The sequence below is a fragment of the Microbispora sp. NBC_01389 genome, from assembly GCF_045040095.1.
Lineage (GTDB): Bacteria > Actinomycetota > Actinomycetes > Streptosporangiales > Streptosporangiaceae > Microbispora.
Genome location: NZ_CP109552.1, coordinates 2,346,046 through 2,360,770, shown reverse-complemented (window position 1 = coordinate 2,360,770; position 14,725 = coordinate 2,346,046). Strand labels below are relative to the sequence as shown.

The 14,725-nt window shown below is 70.8% G+C and carries 13 protein-coding genes; 9 read left to right on the top strand and 4 right to left on the bottom strand.

Annotated elements, in window-relative coordinates; all coding sequences use genetic code 11:
* The first annotated feature begins 108 nt into the window (after nt 1–108).
* The 8 genes from OG344_RS10590 to OG344_RS10555 all read left to right on the top strand — a co-directional run bounded on the left by OG344_RS10590 (nt 109) and on the right by OG344_RS10555 (nt 7,346).
* Nucleotides 109–1,089, top strand: coding sequence for a substrate-binding domain-containing protein (locus OG344_RS10590; protein WP_405088061.1), 981 nt, complete (start codon nt 109–111; stop codon nt 1,087–1,089).
* 17 nt (nt 1,090–1,106) lie between these two features.
* Entirely contained in the window at nt 1,107–1,886 is a 780-nt protein-coding gene (locus tag OG344_RS10585; protein ID WP_405088060.1) for an ATP-binding cassette domain-containing protein, read from the top strand.
* Nucleotides 1,883–2,896, top strand: coding sequence for an ABC transporter permease (locus OG344_RS10580; RefSeq protein WP_327049066.1), 1,014 nt, complete (start codon nt 1,883–1,885; stop codon nt 2,894–2,896). Before OG344_RS10585 ends, OG344_RS10580 begins: the two co-directional genes overlap by 4 nt.
* Nucleotides 2,897–2,919: 23 nt before the next feature.
* On the top strand, nt 2,920–3,963 hold the full coding sequence (locus OG344_RS10575; protein WP_405088059.1) for a phosphotriesterase: 1,044 nt from the start codon (nt 2,920–2,922) through the stop codon (nt 3,961–3,963).
* A 33-nt stretch (nt 3,964–3,996) separates the two neighbouring features.
* Nucleotides 3,997–4,746, top strand: a complete 750-nt coding sequence (locus tag OG344_RS10570) for a glutamine amidotransferase (RefSeq protein ID WP_405088058.1) — start codon at nt 3,997–3,999, stop codon at nt 4,744–4,746.
* Nucleotide 4,747: 1 nt separating this feature from the next.
* Nucleotides 4,748–5,689, top strand: coding sequence for a nucleoside hydrolase (locus tag OG344_RS10565; RefSeq protein WP_405088057.1), 942 nt, complete (start codon nt 4,748–4,750; stop codon nt 5,687–5,689).
* 136 nt (nt 5,690–5,825) lie between these two features.
* Nucleotides 5,826–6,764, top strand: a complete 939-nt coding sequence (locus OG344_RS10560; RefSeq protein ID WP_405088056.1) for a ribokinase — start codon at nt 5,826–5,828, stop codon at nt 6,762–6,764.
* 168 nt (nt 6,765–6,932) lie between these two features.
* The gene (locus OG344_RS10555) at nt 6,933–7,346 is read left to right on the top strand and encodes a VOC family protein (protein ID WP_327049061.1); all 414 of its coding nucleotides are present in this window, start codon (nt 6,933–6,935) and stop codon (nt 7,344–7,346) included.
* A gap of 250 nt (nt 7,347–7,596) precedes the next feature.
* Here OG344_RS10555 and OG344_RS10550 read toward each other — a convergent pair whose 3' ends face one another.
* The 3 genes from OG344_RS10550 to OG344_RS10540 form a co-directional block, all read right to left on the bottom strand.
* A complete protein-coding gene (locus OG344_RS10550; RefSeq protein ID WP_405088055.1) occupies nt 7,597–9,087 on the bottom strand; it encodes a non-reducing end alpha-L-arabinofuranosidase family hydrolase in 1,491 nt (496 codons plus the stop codon).
* Nucleotides 9,088–9,120: 33 nt separating this feature from the next.
* On the bottom strand, nt 9,121–10,554 hold the full coding sequence (locus OG344_RS10545) for an endo-1,4-beta-xylanase (RefSeq protein ID WP_405088054.1): 1,434 nt from the start codon (nt 10,552–10,554) through the stop codon (nt 9,121–9,123).
* 566 nt (nt 10,555–11,120) lie between these two features.
* Nucleotides 11,121–12,272: an acyl-CoA dehydrogenase family protein gene (locus tag OG344_RS10540; protein ID WP_405088053.1), complete on the bottom strand. Its 1,152-nt coding sequence runs from the start codon at nt 12,270–12,272 to the stop codon at nt 11,121–11,123.
* A gap of 129 nt (nt 12,273–12,401) precedes the next feature.
* Here OG344_RS10540 and OG344_RS10535 point away from each other — a divergent pair, with 129 nt between their 5' ends.
* Nucleotides 12,402–13,040 (top strand): winged helix-turn-helix transcriptional regulator, encoded by a 639-nt coding sequence (locus OG344_RS10535; RefSeq protein ID WP_405088052.1) that lies wholly within the window; start codon nt 12,402–12,404, stop codon nt 13,038–13,040.
* Nucleotides 13,041–13,058: 18 nt separating this feature from the next.
* Here the strand turns inward: OG344_RS10535 and OG344_RS10530 are convergent, their stop codons facing one another.
* The gene (locus OG344_RS10530) at nt 13,059–14,495 is read right to left on the bottom strand and encodes an MFS transporter (RefSeq protein ID WP_405088051.1); all 1,437 of its coding nucleotides are present in this window, start codon (nt 14,493–14,495) and stop codon (nt 13,059–13,061) included.
* Nucleotides 14,496–14,725 lie beyond the last annotated feature (230 nt).

Here is a 14,725-nt window from a genome sequence, read left to right as displayed (position 1 = left end):
ACGCACCCTTGACGTGCTTTTTTAGGCCCACTAGCATGCCCGAAACTCGGGTAATCGATTACCCAATCGATCTCACTCCTTCCCGGTCCCCCGAAAGGCTCATCTCTCATGGCGCGATCCACGAGGCTCATCCGCCTGACAGCGGCGACGACGATCCTGGCCACCGGCCTGCTGGCGGCGGCCTGTGGCGGTTCAGACGACTCCGGCTCTTCCGGGGGCTCGGGCGGGGACCGGCCGCGGGTCGGGCTGGTGCAGATCAACCAGCAGGCGATCTTCTTCAACGAGATGAACGCCGGCGCCCAGCAGGCGGCGAAGGAGGCGAACGTCGATCTCACGATCTTCAACGCCAACGACGACCCGGCCAAGCAGAACGAGGCCATCGACAACTTCGTCCAGCAGCAGTTCGACGCGGTCATCGTGGTCGCCATCGACGTCGAGGGCATCAAGCCCGCCGTGAAGATCGCCAAGGACGCCGGGCTGAAGGTCGTCGCCGTGGACGCGATCGTCGACTCGCCCGCCGTGGACACCCAGGTGGGCGTGGACAACGCCGCGGCGGCCCGGCAGGCGGGCGACTTCGTCAACAAGTGGGCCCAGGCGCAGGGTCTGACCGCACCGAAGATCGGCGTGGTGGGCGCGCTGAACTCCTTCATCCAGAACATCCGCAAGGACGACTTCAACAAGACCGTCGAGGGCGCGGGCGCCAAGATCGTGCAGACCGTCGACGGGCAGAACAAGCAGGAGGCCGCGATGACGGCCGCGGAGAACCTGCTCACCTCCCGCTCCGACATGAACATCGTGTACGCCACGGGCGAGCCGGCCCTGCTCGGCACGGTCGCCGCGGTGAAGTCGCAGAACGCGGCCGACCGGGTCAAGGTCTTCGGCTGGGACCTGACCAAGGAGGCCGTCAACGGCATCGACGAGGGGTTCGTCGCCGGGGTGGTCCAGCAGGACCCGAAGACCGAGGGCTACGAGGCCGTCAAGGAGGCCCAGGCCCTGGTCGGCGGCGCCCAGGCGAAGAAGAAGATCGACGTGCCCGTGACGATCGTGACCAAGGACAACGTCGACCCGTACCGCGCCACGTTCAAGTGAGCGGCGAAGGGACTCGCATGACGGACCAAGAGGCGGGTCGCGTTGATCGGGTGGTCATGCGCGACATCCGCAAGCGCTACGGAATGGTCGACGCGCTGCGTGGCGTGACGCTGCGCGTCGGCCCTGGAGAGGTGGTGGGGCTCGTCGGCGACAACGCGGCCGGCAAGTCCACCCTCATGAAGGTGCTGGCCGGCGCGGTCGTGCCGGACTCCGGCGAGGTCGTCTTCGACGGCCGGCCGGTCGCCTTCGCCACCCCGAAGGACGCCCGCGAGCTGGGCATCGAGATGGTCTACCAGGACCTCGCGCTCTGCGACGACATCGACGTGGCCGGGAACCTGTTCCTCGGCAGGGAGCCGCGCAAGGCCGGCGGGATGATGCTCGACCTTCGCAAGATGCACGCGGACGCCCGTCGGCACCTCGACGCCCTGAACATCCGGATCCCGCTGACGGACATCCCCGTCGGAGGGCTGTCCGGCGGCCAGCGGCAGGCGGTCGCCATCGCCCGGGCGGTGACCTTCGGGCCCAAGCTGCTCATCCTCGACGAGCCGACGGCGGCGCTCGCCGTCGCCGAGGTCGAGACCGTCCTCGAACTGATCAGGACGGTCTCGGCCCAGGGCGTCTCGGTGATCCTCATCACGCACCGTCTGCAGGACCTCTTCCGGGTCTGCGACCGGCTGTGCGTCATGTACGAGGGCACGCTCAGGGCCGACCTCGACGCCCGGAGCACCAGCCTCGAACGGCTCGTGTCCGAGATCGTCGCCCACGACGAGGGAGAGAAGGAGGGGAGGCGACGGTGACCGCCACCGGGACCGGAACCAGCCAGCGGGTCGTCACCACCAGGTCGGCCCGGGCCAACGCCCACATCGGCCGGCACGCGCAGACGATCGCGATCGCGGCCGTGCTGGTCGTCCTACTCATCTTCTTCGCGTTCTCCGCCGACCGGTTCGCCACGACGGGCAACCTGCTCAACCTGTTGCGGCAGATCGCGCCCACGCTGGTCGTCGCGACCGCGATGACCTTCGTGATCAGCACGTCCGGCATCGACCTGTCGGTCGGCTCCACGGTCGCGCTGACCGGGTCGCTGCTCGCGATCGTGCTGCAGCATGGGTGGAACCCCACCCTCGCCCTGGTCGCGATCCTCGCGCTCGGCGCCCTGATCGGGTTCGTGAACGGGTGGTTCTCCTCCTACCAGAACATCCCGCCGTTCATCGTCACGCTCGCGATGTTGTCGATCATGCGGGGTACGGCGCTGCGCGCCACCGAGGGCTACTCGACCCCCATCAGCGGAGATCTCTGGATCGTCCAGATCGGCCAGGGCCGCATCGCCGGGGTGCCCGTCCCGGCCATCATCGCCGTGGTCGTCGCGCTGATCGGCTGGCTCGTCCTCACCCGGACGCCGTTCGGCCGTTACGTCATCGGTCTCGGCTCCAACGGCGAGTCGCTGCGCCGCACCGGCGTGAACACGCGGAAGGTCGGGCTGACCGTCTACGTGCTCGCCGGCCTGGCGGCGGCGGTCGCGGGCGTGCTCATCGCCACCCGCCTCAGCTCCGGCTCGTCCAACGCCGGGTCCGGCTTCGAGCTGGAGGTCATCACGGCCGTCGTGCTCGGCGGCACCAGCCTCTTCGGCGGCCGGGCGAGCATGCTCGGCACGATCCTCGGCGCGCTCACGCTCGGGGTGATCGCCAACGGCCTGGTGCTGCTGCACGTCTCGCCGTTCTACGTGCAGATCGTCCAGGGCGGCATCCTGCTGCTGGCCATCTTCGCCAACAGCAAGGTGTGGGCGAAGTTCGGAGCGATCCGGAAATGACGTCCTCAGCCCGGCCTCCGGCCGTGACGACCGTGCTCGGCCCGGTGTCCGCCGACGACCTCGGGATCACGCTCTGCCACGAGCACCTGCGCAACGACGGCGCCCGCGCCTGGCGCCCCGCGCCGGAGGGCGACGCCGAGGGTGAGCTGATCGGCCGCGACCGCGTGCGGATGGAGTTCCTCGGCAGGCTCCGCCACGACCCGTACCTCTCCCGGGACAACGTGTCGCTGGACGACACGGGGACCGCGATCGAGGAGGTGCGCAGGTTCGCCGAGCGCGGCGGGCGCACGCTGCTCGAGGTGACCCCCGAGGGGATCGGACGGGCGCCCGCCGAGCTGGTCGCGATCGCCCGAGCCACCGGGCTGAACGTCGTCATGGGCTGTGGCTTCTACCTGGAGAAGACCCACCCCGCCCGGGTCCGCTCGATGACCGCGGCCGACGTCGCCGACGAGATCGAGCGCGACCTCACCGAAGGCGTCGACGGGGGCGTGGACGGCGTTCGGGCCGGCGTGATCGGCGAGATCGGCGTCTCGCCGGACTTCACGGCCGAGGAGGAGAAGGTGCTGCGCGGCGCGGCCCGGGCACAGGCCCGCACCGGCGTGCCGCTCTCGGTCCACCTCCCCGGCTGGGTGCGGCACGGCCACCGCGTGCTCGACGTCGTAGCCGAGGAGGGCGGCCTGCTCGGCGGCACCGTGCTCTCGCACCTCAACCCCAGCGGGGCGGACCGCGACTACCAGGTGTCCCTCGCCCTGCGCGGTGCCTACCTCGGCTACGACATGTGCGGCATGGACTACCTCTATCCGGGCGAGGGCCAGTCCCCGTGCGACGAGGAGAACGCCGCCGCGGTGGCCTGGCTGGTCCGCGCCGGGCTCGGGCACCGGGTCCTGCTCTCCCAGGACGTGTTCCTGAAGACCATGCTCGTCCGCTATGGCGGCACCGGCTACGCCCACATCCTCACCCACTTCGTCCCGCGCCTGCACCGGCACGGGCTGACCGCCGACGACACCACCCGGCTGCTCGCGGACAACCCGCGCGAGCTCTTCCTCGCCGCCGCGCGCGGCCACTGATCAGACACACAGAGAAAGAAGGAGACGATTTCCATGACCCGCGTGCTGGTCGCCGGCGAATCGTGGGTGAGCGTGTCGACCCACTACAAGGGCTTCGACGCGTTCACCTCGACCACCTACCACACCGGAATCGATCCGCTGCGGGACGTCCTGGTCGCCGACGGCATCGAGGTCGACCACCTGCCCGCGCACGACGTGCCCGCGTTGTTCCCCGGCACGCCCGAGGCGCTGGCCGCCTACGACGTGGTCGTGCTCTCCGACATCGGGGCCAACAGCATCCTGCTGCACCCCGCCACCTGGCTGTCCAGCGAGAAGACCGTCAACCGGATCGACCTGCTGGCCGACTGGGTGGAGCAGGGCGGCGGCCTCGCCATGGCCGGCGGCTACCTGAGCTTCCAGGGCTTCGAGGCGAAGGCGGCGTTCGCCGGCACGGCGGTCGAACGGGTGCTCCCCGCCCGGATCTCCCGCTACGACGACCGCGTCGAGACCCCGCAGGGCGTGCCCGGCCTGCTCGCCGACGACGCCCACCCCATCGTGGCCGGACTCCCCGCCCGGTGGCCCGACCTGCTCGGGTACAACCGGTTCGCGCTGCCCGAGGACGCCACGCTGCTCGCGACCGTCGCCGGCGACCCCCTGCTCGCCGTACGGCAGGCCGGAGCCGGGCGCACGCTCGCCTGGGCCTCCGACATCGCGCCGCACTGGTGCCCGGACGAGTTCGTCTCCTGGGACGGCTACCGCACGCTGTTCACGCGGGCGGTCCGCTGGCTCGCGAAGGAGATCTGACATGCCGATCCCGGTGATCCTCGACTGCGACCCCGGGCACGACGACGCCATGGCCATCCTGCTCGCGGTGGCCCACCCGGCGATCGACCTGCGCGCGGTCGCGACGGTCGCGGGGAACCAGACGGTGGAGAAGACCGCGCTCAACGCCCGGCGGATGCTGAGCCTGGCCGGCGTCACCGGCGTTCCGGTCGCCGCCGGCTGCGACCGTCCCCTCGCGGCGCCGCTGGAGATCGGCGACTACGTGCACGGGGAGAGCGGCCTGGACGGCCCGGCGTTCGGGGAGCCGAGCGTCCCGCTCGACCCCCGCCACGGCGTGGACCTCATCCACGACACGCTGGCGGCCGCCGCCGAGCCGGTGACTGTGGTGGCCATCGGCCCGCTGACGAACATCGCCACACTGCTCCGCCGTCACCCCGAGGACCGCGAGCGGATCAGGGAAATCGTGATCATGGGCGGCTCGACCGATCGCGGCAACCACACGCCGTACGCGGAGTTCAACGTGTACGCCGACCCGGAGGCGGCGGCGGAGGTGCTGGACAGCGGGGTGCCGACGACGTGGGTCGGGCTCAACGTCAGCCACCAGGCGCTGGTGACCGCCGATGTGCTCGCCAGGATCGAGGCGCTCGGCACCCCGCTCGCCCGCGTCTGCGTGGAACTGCTCACGTTCTTCGGCTCCACCTATCACGAGACCTGGGGGTTCCCCGCTCCGCCGCTGCACGACCCGATCACGGTGGCGTACCTGATCGATCCCACGGTCCTGACGTACGAGCGGGTGGGCCTGCGGATCGAGCTGGACGGCCCGCACACCCGGGGAGCGACCGTGGCCGACCTCCACCGCCGGATGGACTGGGAGCCCAACGCGAACGTCGGGATCGGGCTGGACCGCGACCGGTTCTGGGATCTCATGATCGGCGCGATCGAGGCGCTCGGCCGGGCCTCCTGAGGGCCGGAGAGCCGGCGGGAGCGCGCGGCCGGACGGGGCCGGCGGCGCGTGCCGGCCGCTCACCGCTCGCCAGCCGCCCCCGCGGCGGCCGAACGCCGCGACCTCAGCACTGACAGCTCGAAACAGGAGAAACGTCATGGAACCGCACGGTGTCGTCGTCGTCGGGAGCATCTCCGCGGATGTCACCGCCTTCACCCGCCGCTTCCCGCACCGGGGAGAGACAGTCCTCGGCGACGACGTCGCCGTGGTCCTCGGCGGGAAGGGCGCGAACCAGGCGGTCGCCGCCGCGCGTGCGGGAGCGCCCACCTGGCTGGTCGGCTGCGTCGGCACGGACCCGTTCGGCGGGATCGTCTCGTCGGCGCTGCGCTCCCACGGCGTGGCGTTGACGGAGGTCCGCTCCGTCGGCAACCGTACGGGCGTCGCGCACATCAGGGTGGACGCGTCGGGTGAGAACGACATCGTCATGGCCCCTCTCGCCAACGCGGACCTCAGCGCCGAGATGGTGGACGAGAGCATCCGGGCCGTGCGCGGCAAGGCGAGCGTGCTTCTCCTCCAGCTCGAAATCCCTGCGGAGGTCGCCTGTCACGCGGCCGAGACGGGTGCGCGGGCCGGCCTGACCGTGGTGCTCGATCCCGCGCCCGCGCAGCCGCTGCCCGACCGCGTCTGGCCGCACGTCGCCGTCGTCACCCCCAACGAGAGCGAGGCCGGGGCGCTGGCTGGCCTGGAGGTCGTCGACGTCGAGTCGGCCGAGCGGGCCGCGGCCTGGTTCCTCGAGCGCGGCGTGCGGCACGCGCTCATCACGCTCGGATCAGCGGGCGCCCTGTCGGTCACCCCGGAACGCACACGGCACTTCCCCGCCTACCCGGTCACCCCCGTGGACACCACCGCCGCGGGCGACGCCTTCACCGGCTCCCTGGGCGCGGCCCTCGCGGCGGGCCTCGACACCGCCACCGCCATCCGCCGGGGAATGGCCGCAGGAGCCCTGGCGACCACGCTGCCCGGCGCGAGCCCCTCACTGCCCGACCGGAAGGCGGTGGACGAGCTGCTCGCCGTGGCTGAGGGAGCCGCTCGATAAGGCACGCCGACCTCGGCCTCTGGACTCGCTCGCGCGAAGCTGCGTTCCGATACTTCCCAGGGCCGATTTCCCGGCTGACATCGGTCACGAATCGAGAAGCGCCGGACCCGGAGCCGCTCGTAGCGTGGGCTTCACGAGCACGACCTCTGAAGTACAAGGAGCCAAGACATGAAAGCGCACGTCAGCTCGATCCTCCTCGGTGTCCGTGACATGGACCGGGCCAAGCGGTTCTACACCGAGGGGCTCGGCTGGAAGATCAAAAACGACTTCGGCGTCTCGGTGTTCTTCGAGTCGGACGGGGCTTCGCCAGTCGGCTTCTACGGCCGCGACGGCCTGGCCGACATGGTCGGAACGAGCAGGGACGGCAGCGGCTTCGGCGGGCTCGTCCTCACCTACGTCGTCCGCAGTGAGGCGCGGGTCGACGAGATCATGGCAGAGGCCGAGAAGGCCGGCGCCACGATCCTCAAGCCCGCCGGCGCGCTGCCGTGGGGCGGCTACGGCGGCACCTTCGCCGACCCGGACGGCTACATCTGGAGCCTCGGTTACAGCGCCCAGGGACAGGACCAGCCCTACGCCGAGTAGTCCCGGCGCCGCGCAGGTGCCTCGTCCTGCGGCGGCTCGTGGCGGCCGCCGAGGCGGACGGTTTCGAGTTCGACGACTGACTCGCCTGTCGCTGAGCAAGGCAGGCGCGCAGACAGTCCAGATCCGCTCGACCCGAACGGCGACAGACTGAGGCGGGCTCGGCGCGAAGCCGAACCCGCCTCTTTCGGGTCCACCCTCAGACGTCAGGACGTACGGGCGGGACCTGTGTCATGCCTTACCTGTGTCATGCCTAGCGCTGCAGGGTCAGGACGCCCGGGCGGTAGGGCAGGAGACCGTAGTCGCCGCCGGAGCTGGGGCTGCGGCCCTGGTAGAGCAGCTGCAGGTTGCAGGGGTCGACGGTCTTGGTCTGGTCGGGGTTGTTGCGGACCAGGTCACCGTGGCTGATGTCGTTGGTCCAGGTGGCGCCGCTGTTGGCCTTGCCGGCGAACGGGTTGCTCTCGCTGGCGGCGTTCGGCGTCCACGAACCGCTCAGGCTGTCGGCCGTGAACGAGCGGAAGTAGCGGCCCTGCGAGCCGATCGCCTCGACGAGCATGAGGTACTTGTTCTGGTTCTGCAGCTTGTAGACCTCGACGCCCTCGAACAGGTTGTTGGTCGAGTCGCTCATGATCTGGGTGTAGTTCGAGCCGAAGTTGCCCGGGAAGTTCCCGATGGGCATGCTCGACCGGTAGATCTTGCCGTTGTCCCCGGCGAAGAACAGGTACATGTTCTGGCCGTCACCGATCAGCGTCTGGTCGATCGGGCCGGTGCCGGAGCCGGAGATGCTCGCGGTGGACAGGGTCTGCTGCGACGACCAGCCGTTGGGGTTGGTGGGGTCGCTGGAGGTGCGGTAGGAGAAGGCGGTCCCGCCCCACTGGTAGGTGAGCACCCAGATGTTCTTCGGCGCGAAGTAGAACAGCGTCGGCGCGACCGTGGAGGAGTTCATCTTGGTCTGGGTGGCCGAGGCCATGTCGGACCAGTTCGTGAACGGGCTGAAGGCCATCGAGCCCCAGCTCGACCCGTTGTCGTGGGTCGTCGCGTAGACGATGTGCTTGCCGTTGTAGACGACGTTGGTGAAGTCCTTGAGCGCGACCCAGCCCGAAGCCGGATTCGCCAGTGAGCCCGTCGAGGTCCAGCGGTAGGACGACGGCAGGTTGCACGTGCCGGTCGGCGTCACCGTCGGGGTCGGCGACGGGGAGGGAGAACGCGTCGGTGTCGAGCTGGGCGACTGCGTCGGGGTGGAGCTGGGAGTGGCACTGGGCGTGCCCGGGCTGCCGGTGCAGGCCACGCCGTTCAGGGAGAACGAGGTGGGCACCGGGTTGCTGCTGTTCCAGGAGCCGTTGAACCCGAAGTTGGTGCTCCCGCCGGAGGGGATGGAGGCGTTGTAGGAGACGTTGGTGGCGGTCACCGACGAGCCGGACTGGGTGTTGGTCGCGTTCCAGATCTGGGTGATCTGCTGACCGGCGCCGAAGGACCAGGTCAGCTGCCAGCCGTTGACCGCGTCACCGAGGTTGTTGATGGTGACGCTGGCACCGAACCCGCCACCCCACTGCGAGGAGATGGCGTAGTCGACCCGGCAGGCCACGGCGGCCTGGGCGGGCTGTGTGGCCACCAGGCCGGCTCCGCCGCCCAGCAGGGCCGTGATGGCGCCGATCGCGAGGCCGCGGCGCGAGGTACGCCGGGCCGGAGCCGCGGTCGGGCCGGCGGAGAGGCGCGATGAACGCGCTCGCCAGGGCAGATGCATCTGAATTCTCCTAATCGTCATGTTCGGCCGCCGTCAGGGGCTGGTGCAGGTGGCGGTGGGGGTCGCCGCGTTGCCGTTGGCGGTGAAGCCGAAGGTCGTGGAGCCGCCCGCCGCGATCGAGCCGTTGTAGGACTCGTTGCGGACGGTCACCGAGGAACCGGACGTGCTCTGCTGGCCGTTCCACAGGCTGCTGATGCTCTGGCCGCTCGGCCAGGTCCACTTCACGGTCCAGCCGTTGACCGGCGCGCTGCCCGCGCGCACCGTGACCTCGGACTGGAAACCGCCCGGCCAGCTGCTGATGGTCGCGATCGTCGCCGAGCAGGCCCCGGACGGGGGCGGGGTGGGCGAGTTCGTGGGCGTGACGGTCGGGGTCACCGTCGGCGTCACCGTGGGGGTCACCGTCGGAGTGACGGTGGGAGTGTTGGTCGGGCCGGGGCCGGCGTTGTTCAGGGCGTTGAGGACCGCGTCGTAGGCGGGCTTCTTGTTGTTGCCGCTGAACAGCAGCGGGGTGTCGCCCGACCGCCAGGAGTCCTGGTCGCGCACGCCCCACGTGGTGAGGCCGGCGCAGCGCGACACTGCCAGGCAGTCGTTCACCACGGCGGCGTAGGTCGTGGCCGAGGCGCCCTGGATGTCCAGCTCCGTGATCTGCACGTCCACCCCGAGGGCGGCGAAGCTGGAGATCGTGGTGCGGTAGTTGCTGTTGTACGCGCTGCCGCTGTTGAAGTGCGACTGCAGGCCGACGCAGTCGATCGGCACGCCGCGCGACTTGAAGTCCTTGACCATGTTGTAGACGCCCTGCGTCTTGGCCCAGGTCCAGTTGTCGATGTTGTAGTCGTTGTAGCAGAGCTTGGCGGCCGGGTCGGCGGCCCGCGCGGTGCGGAAGGCCACCTCGATCCAGTCGTTGCCGGTCCGCTGCAGGTTGGAGTCACGACGGCCGCCGCTGTTGCCGTCGGCGAAGGCCTCGTTGACGACGTCCCAGGCGTAGATCTTGCCCTTGTAGTGGGCCATGACCCCGTTGATGTGGTCGATCATCGCCTGACGGAGCGAGCTGCCCGACAGCGACTGCATCCAGCCCGGCTGCTGGGAGTGCCAGGCCAGCGTGTGGCCCCGCACCCGCTTGCCGTTCTGCACCGCCCAGTTGTAGACCCGGTCGCCGTTGGTGAAGTTGAACTGACCGCGGTTCGGCTCGGTCGCGTCGGGCTTCATCTCGTTCTCGGGCGTGACCATGTTGAACTCGCGGTTCGCGATGGTCGTGTAGGCCGAGTCGCCGAGCCGGCCGGCGGCGATGGCGGTGCCGAAGTAACGGCCGCTCTGCGCGGCCGCCGCGCCCAGCGTGCTCGCCGCCGCGCCGGCCGGCGTGGTCGACACCGTCACCGCGGCGACCACGCCGAGTACGCCGACGGCGGCGGCGATCAGCGCTCGCGGGCTCCTGGAAGGCCGCGACGGAAGTAAGGCTTTGGTGCCCATGAGAGAGTGCTCCAGACTGAATCACGGAAAAGCGGACACGCGTGGTCTCCCACGCGATCGACGCCGCGTCCCGTGATCAGGGAACGCACACCACTAGGGCGTCGGGAACTGCGGTCCTCACCGCGCACCACCACATGGCAGGAGGAAACCGCCTCGGGACACAGTTTGGAAACCATGCCGAAACGTGTCAAGCCCTCCACGAAAGTTTCAGACCAATCCTCTCGCCGTCACGGGCGGCGCCCGCCGATAACGCCTGATGGAGCCGCACCCCGGTCCACCAAACCCCAGCGGGCGCGAGGTGCCGTCCTTGACGCCTCCTCTTCGTCTCGTATTGGCTCCGATCTGCCCACCACCACCACCGTCTGACAGAGAAGGAACCGCACACAGGTAGGACATGTGAGCGCTAACAGTCGACTCGGGGCCATCGCCCGGCGGCCATGGCGCGGGGCGGTCCGGGGACAGACACCACGTCCCCGCAGCCGCCCTCTCGGACAGTCACCTATGAGGAGGTTCACGACCGCAAAGACGAACATCCCGCACGGTCGCCTCGTGACGAGGTGACGTGATCACGGCACGCGTCTCGCCTCGGCCAGCGCGGCGGCGCCGGCCAGCGCCAGGGTCGCCTCGGGGGTGAGGGGGTGGAACGGGCCGCCGCGGACGTCCCGAAATGCCCGTTCCAACGGGGAGGTGCGGAAGAACGCGGCGCCCCCCACGGCGTCGAGGGCGAGATCCACGACGGCCTTCGCCTCGCACACGGCGTGCCGCTTGGCCGTCATCAACGTGACCAGCGTCGGCTCGTCCGCCGGCGGGTCTTCGCCGACATCCTCGACGGCGGCGAGCAGCGCCCACCGGGCCACCCGCAGGCGGGCGGCCATCTCCCCCAGCAGGCGCACCACCGCCGGAGCCGGGTCTCCGGCGCGCGCGGCGAGGACGCGGAGCGCCTCGTCGTACGCCCCCTGCGCGATGCCCAGGTAGACCGCGCCCGCGACGGGCGCGAAGTGGATCGCGGCGACCAGCAGCGGCCCCGCGAGCCTGCCGTACGGCCGCCGCCCGAGGAGCTTGTCGGCGGGGACGAACACGTCCTCGAACACCAGGTCGTGGCTGGCGGTGCCGCGCATGCCGAGGGTGTCCCAGGTCTCCACCAGGGAGACGCCGGGGCTCGACAGCGGCACGCCCGCGTGCAGCACCTCGGCGCCGGGCCCGGGCTCACCGAGCACCGCCGAGGTGGAGATGACGGTCGCGACCGGCGCCTGCGAGCAGAACGTCTTGCGTCCGGTGAACCGGAACCCCCCGTCGACCTCGACGGCCGTCGCCGTCGGGCACACCCAGTCGGATCCGCCGCTGGTCGCCATGATCAGCCCGTCCGCGGCGATCCGGCGCAGCGCGCCCTCGGCGTCCGGCGCGCCCCGGCGGTGCCGCCAGCACTGGACCAGGGTCAGGTAGAGATGCATGGCGGCGGCGAGCGCGGCCGATCCGGCGTGGCGGGCGAGCTCGCCCTCGGCCAGCACCACCTGACGCAGCCCGGCGCCCAGGCCGCCGAACTCGGCGGGTACGGCCAGCCACAGGTATCCGTGGTCCCGCATCGCCTGGTAGCCCTCGGCGACGAAGGTGGCGTCCAGGTCGTGCCGCGCCTCTGTCAGGGCGCATTTCCGTCCTACTTCGGCGGCCAGCGCGACGACGCCGGCATCGTGCAGGGGCTCGTTCATCGTGAGAGTCATGGCTCGACGCTAGAAAGGCCGGGAGCCCGTCTCTAGTACGAGATGTGTACCACCTGATGATTTCGTCCCGGGGTTACGCTGAGCGGCGTGGGTTCCTCGTACGGACAATTCTGTCCCGTCGCGAAGGCGATGGAGCTGCTTGACGAGCGTTGGACACTGCTCATCATCCGCGAGCTGGTCACCGGAGGCCGTTACTTCAACGAGCTACGCCGCGGGGTGCCGAGGATGTCCCCCTCGCTGCTGTCCAGGCGGCTCAACCGGCTGGAGCGGGCCGGCGTCCTGGAGCGCCGTCCCGACGGCAACCGCGTACGGTACCTGCTCACCCCGGCCGGGCAGGAGCTGCGACCAGTGGTCGAAGCCCTGGGCGCCTGGGGCATCCGGTGGATCCCCGAGCTGGGCGACGAGGACCTCGATCCGCAGCTGCTGCTGTGGGACATGCACCGCAACGTCGACCACGACGTCGTCCCGGGGCAGCGCACGGTGGTGCGGTTCAGCTTCACGGACGTGCCGGCGCACACCCGGGACTGGTGGCTGGTCATCACCCCCGGCGACGTGGACGTGTGCGACGACGACCCCGGCTATCCGCCGACGGTGAGCGTGATCGCCGGCCTGCGGCGGATGACCGAGATCTGGCGTGGCGACCTCACCTGGTCCGGCGCCCTCCGCTCCGGCGCCGTCGAGGTGCACGGCCCGGAGGCGGCCCGCCGCGCCCTGCCCCGGTGGTTCAAGCTGTCCACGTTCGCCCAGGTCCCCCGCCCCACCGGCTGAACTGAAGGGTGGCTCTCGTCACGCGAGGGGCCCGGGCCGACCGCGTTCGCCGCCCGCGACGGTGCCCGGCTGAGACGCACGACTCCTGGGCGGCAGCGCCGCGGTCAGCGCGGCTACCAGGGCCGCGAAGCCCAGGCCGGCCAGCGCGATCCGGGTCCCGGTGGTCGGGGATCGGGCGGTCGTGAACAGCGCGAGCGTGACGGCGGCGATGCCGAGCGCGGTCCCCATGCCGCGCGCCATGTTGATCAGTCCGCCGACGGTCGCCGACATACGGGCCGGGACCACGGCCATGACAGCGGCGTTGTTGGCGGGGACGAACAGGCCGAGACCCGCGCCGAGCAGCCCAAGGCAGGCCGCGAGCGGACCGGGGGTGACGGGAGCGATCGTTGCCGCCCCGGCCGCTGTGGCGGCGATCAGGGCACCGGCCAGGCAGCGCGGCCGATTGCCCCACCGGCGCGGCAGCAGGTGATCAGCCGTGAGAGCGGCCACCGCGAATCCGGCGGGCAGCGCGCTGAGCACCGCACCGGCGTGCGACTCGCTCAGGCCGGCGGCGACCAGCACCTGCGGGACGAGCACCAGCGGGCCGAACAGGACGAGATAGCCGCACAGGGCCCCCGCGAGCCCGGCCGCCACCGCGCCGCCGCCCACCACCGCCGCGTCGATCAGCGGGACGGCGGCCCGCCGCTCCCAGCGCCAGAGCCCGAGCGCGGATGCCGCGCCCGCGGCCAGCAGGACCGCGATCACCCACGATGGCCAGCCCAGGCCGGACACCGCCGAGACGGCCAGCAACAGAACGGTAGCGGCGCCGGCCAGCAGGACCAGCCCGATCACGTCGAACGCGCCGCCACGAACACGTGCGCGGGTGCGCGGCAGAAGGTACCGGCCCGCGACGATGGCCGCCAGCCCGACCGGCACATTGATCCAGAACACCCACCGCCAGCCGGCCAGGCCGACCACCAGCCCGCCTGCCAGCGGGCCGACGGCCAGGCCCAGCGACTGCGCCGCCGCCTGTGCTCCCAGCGCGGCCCGCGCCCGCCGTGGGGGAACGCTGGTGACCACCAGGGCCACGCTGTTGGCCTGCAACATGGCCGCTCCCACCGCCTGCGCCACCCGGCTGCCCACCAGGACGGGCAATGACGATGCGAACCCGCATGCCGCCGACGCCGCGGTGAACACGGCGAACCCCTGCAGGTAGACCAGCTTGCGTCCCGCGACGTCGGCCAGGCGGCCCGCGCCTGCCAGTAGAGCGATCACGGTGAGCAGGTAGGCCAGGGCCACCCACTGCACCGCCGCCAGCGGTGCGTGGAACCCACGCTGCAGCGAGGGAAAGATCAACGTGACGACACTCGCGTCCAGTTGCCCCATGAACGCGCCGACGCACACCGCCGCCACCGCGAACCACGGCGCGTGACGGTGCTTCCGCACGCGGGCGGGACGGGCTCGTTCACTCAGCACGCGCGGCATGTCACCACAGGTCCCTCACGCCGTGCACCGAACGTCATCTCCGCTGGTCAAGACCTCGCGCCCGGCCGGTCCGGCTACCGTCGGCCGCTTCGGCCCATCGCGATTCCGAGCCTACGCTCTCCCTGCCGGCTCAGGCTGACGCGCTCCAGCAGTCCCACGGCGATCCGGCCGTTCTCGCCGCCCGTCAGGCGTTCATTCTTCATACATAGAAAAGATGGTTT

What these genes read in the sequence shown, in the direction of transcription:
- OG344_RS10570 (WP_405088058.1), top strand. Translation starts at nt 3,997, where the DNA reads ATGACCCGCGTGCTGGTCGCCGGCGAATCGTGGGTGAGCGTGTCGACC.
- OG344_RS10585 (WP_405088060.1), top strand. Translation starts at nt 1,107, where the DNA reads ATGACGGACCAAGAGGCGGGTCGCGTTGATCGGGTGGTCATGCGCGAC.
- OG344_RS10535 (WP_405088052.1), top strand. Translation starts at nt 12,402, where the DNA reads ATGGAGCTGCTTGACGAGCGTTGGACACTGCTCATCATCCGCGAGCTG.
- OG344_RS10545 (WP_405088054.1), bottom strand. Translation starts at nt 10,554, where the DNA reads ATGGGCACCAAAGCCTTACTTCCGTCGCGGCCTTCCAGGAGCCCGCGA.
- OG344_RS10560 (WP_405088056.1), top strand. Translation starts at nt 5,826, where the DNA reads ATGGAACCGCACGGTGTCGTCGTCGTCGGGAGCATCTCCGCGGATGTC.
- OG344_RS10590 (WP_405088061.1), top strand. Translation starts at nt 109, where the DNA reads ATGGCGCGATCCACGAGGCTCATCCGCCTGACAGCGGCGACGACGATC.
- OG344_RS10565 (WP_405088057.1), top strand. Translation starts at nt 4,748, where the DNA reads ATGCCGATCCCGGTGATCCTCGACTGCGACCCCGGGCACGACGACGCC.
- OG344_RS10540 (WP_405088053.1), bottom strand. Translation starts at nt 12,272, where the DNA reads ATGACTCTCACGATGAACGAGCCCCTGCACGATGCCGGCGTCGTCGCG.
- OG344_RS10555 (WP_327049061.1), top strand. Translation starts at nt 6,933, where the DNA reads ATGAAAGCGCACGTCAGCTCGATCCTCCTCGGTGTCCGTGACATGGAC.
- OG344_RS10550 (WP_405088055.1), bottom strand. Translation starts at nt 9,087, where the DNA reads ATGCATCTGCCCTGGCGAGCGCGTTCATCGCGCCTCTCCGCCGGCCCG.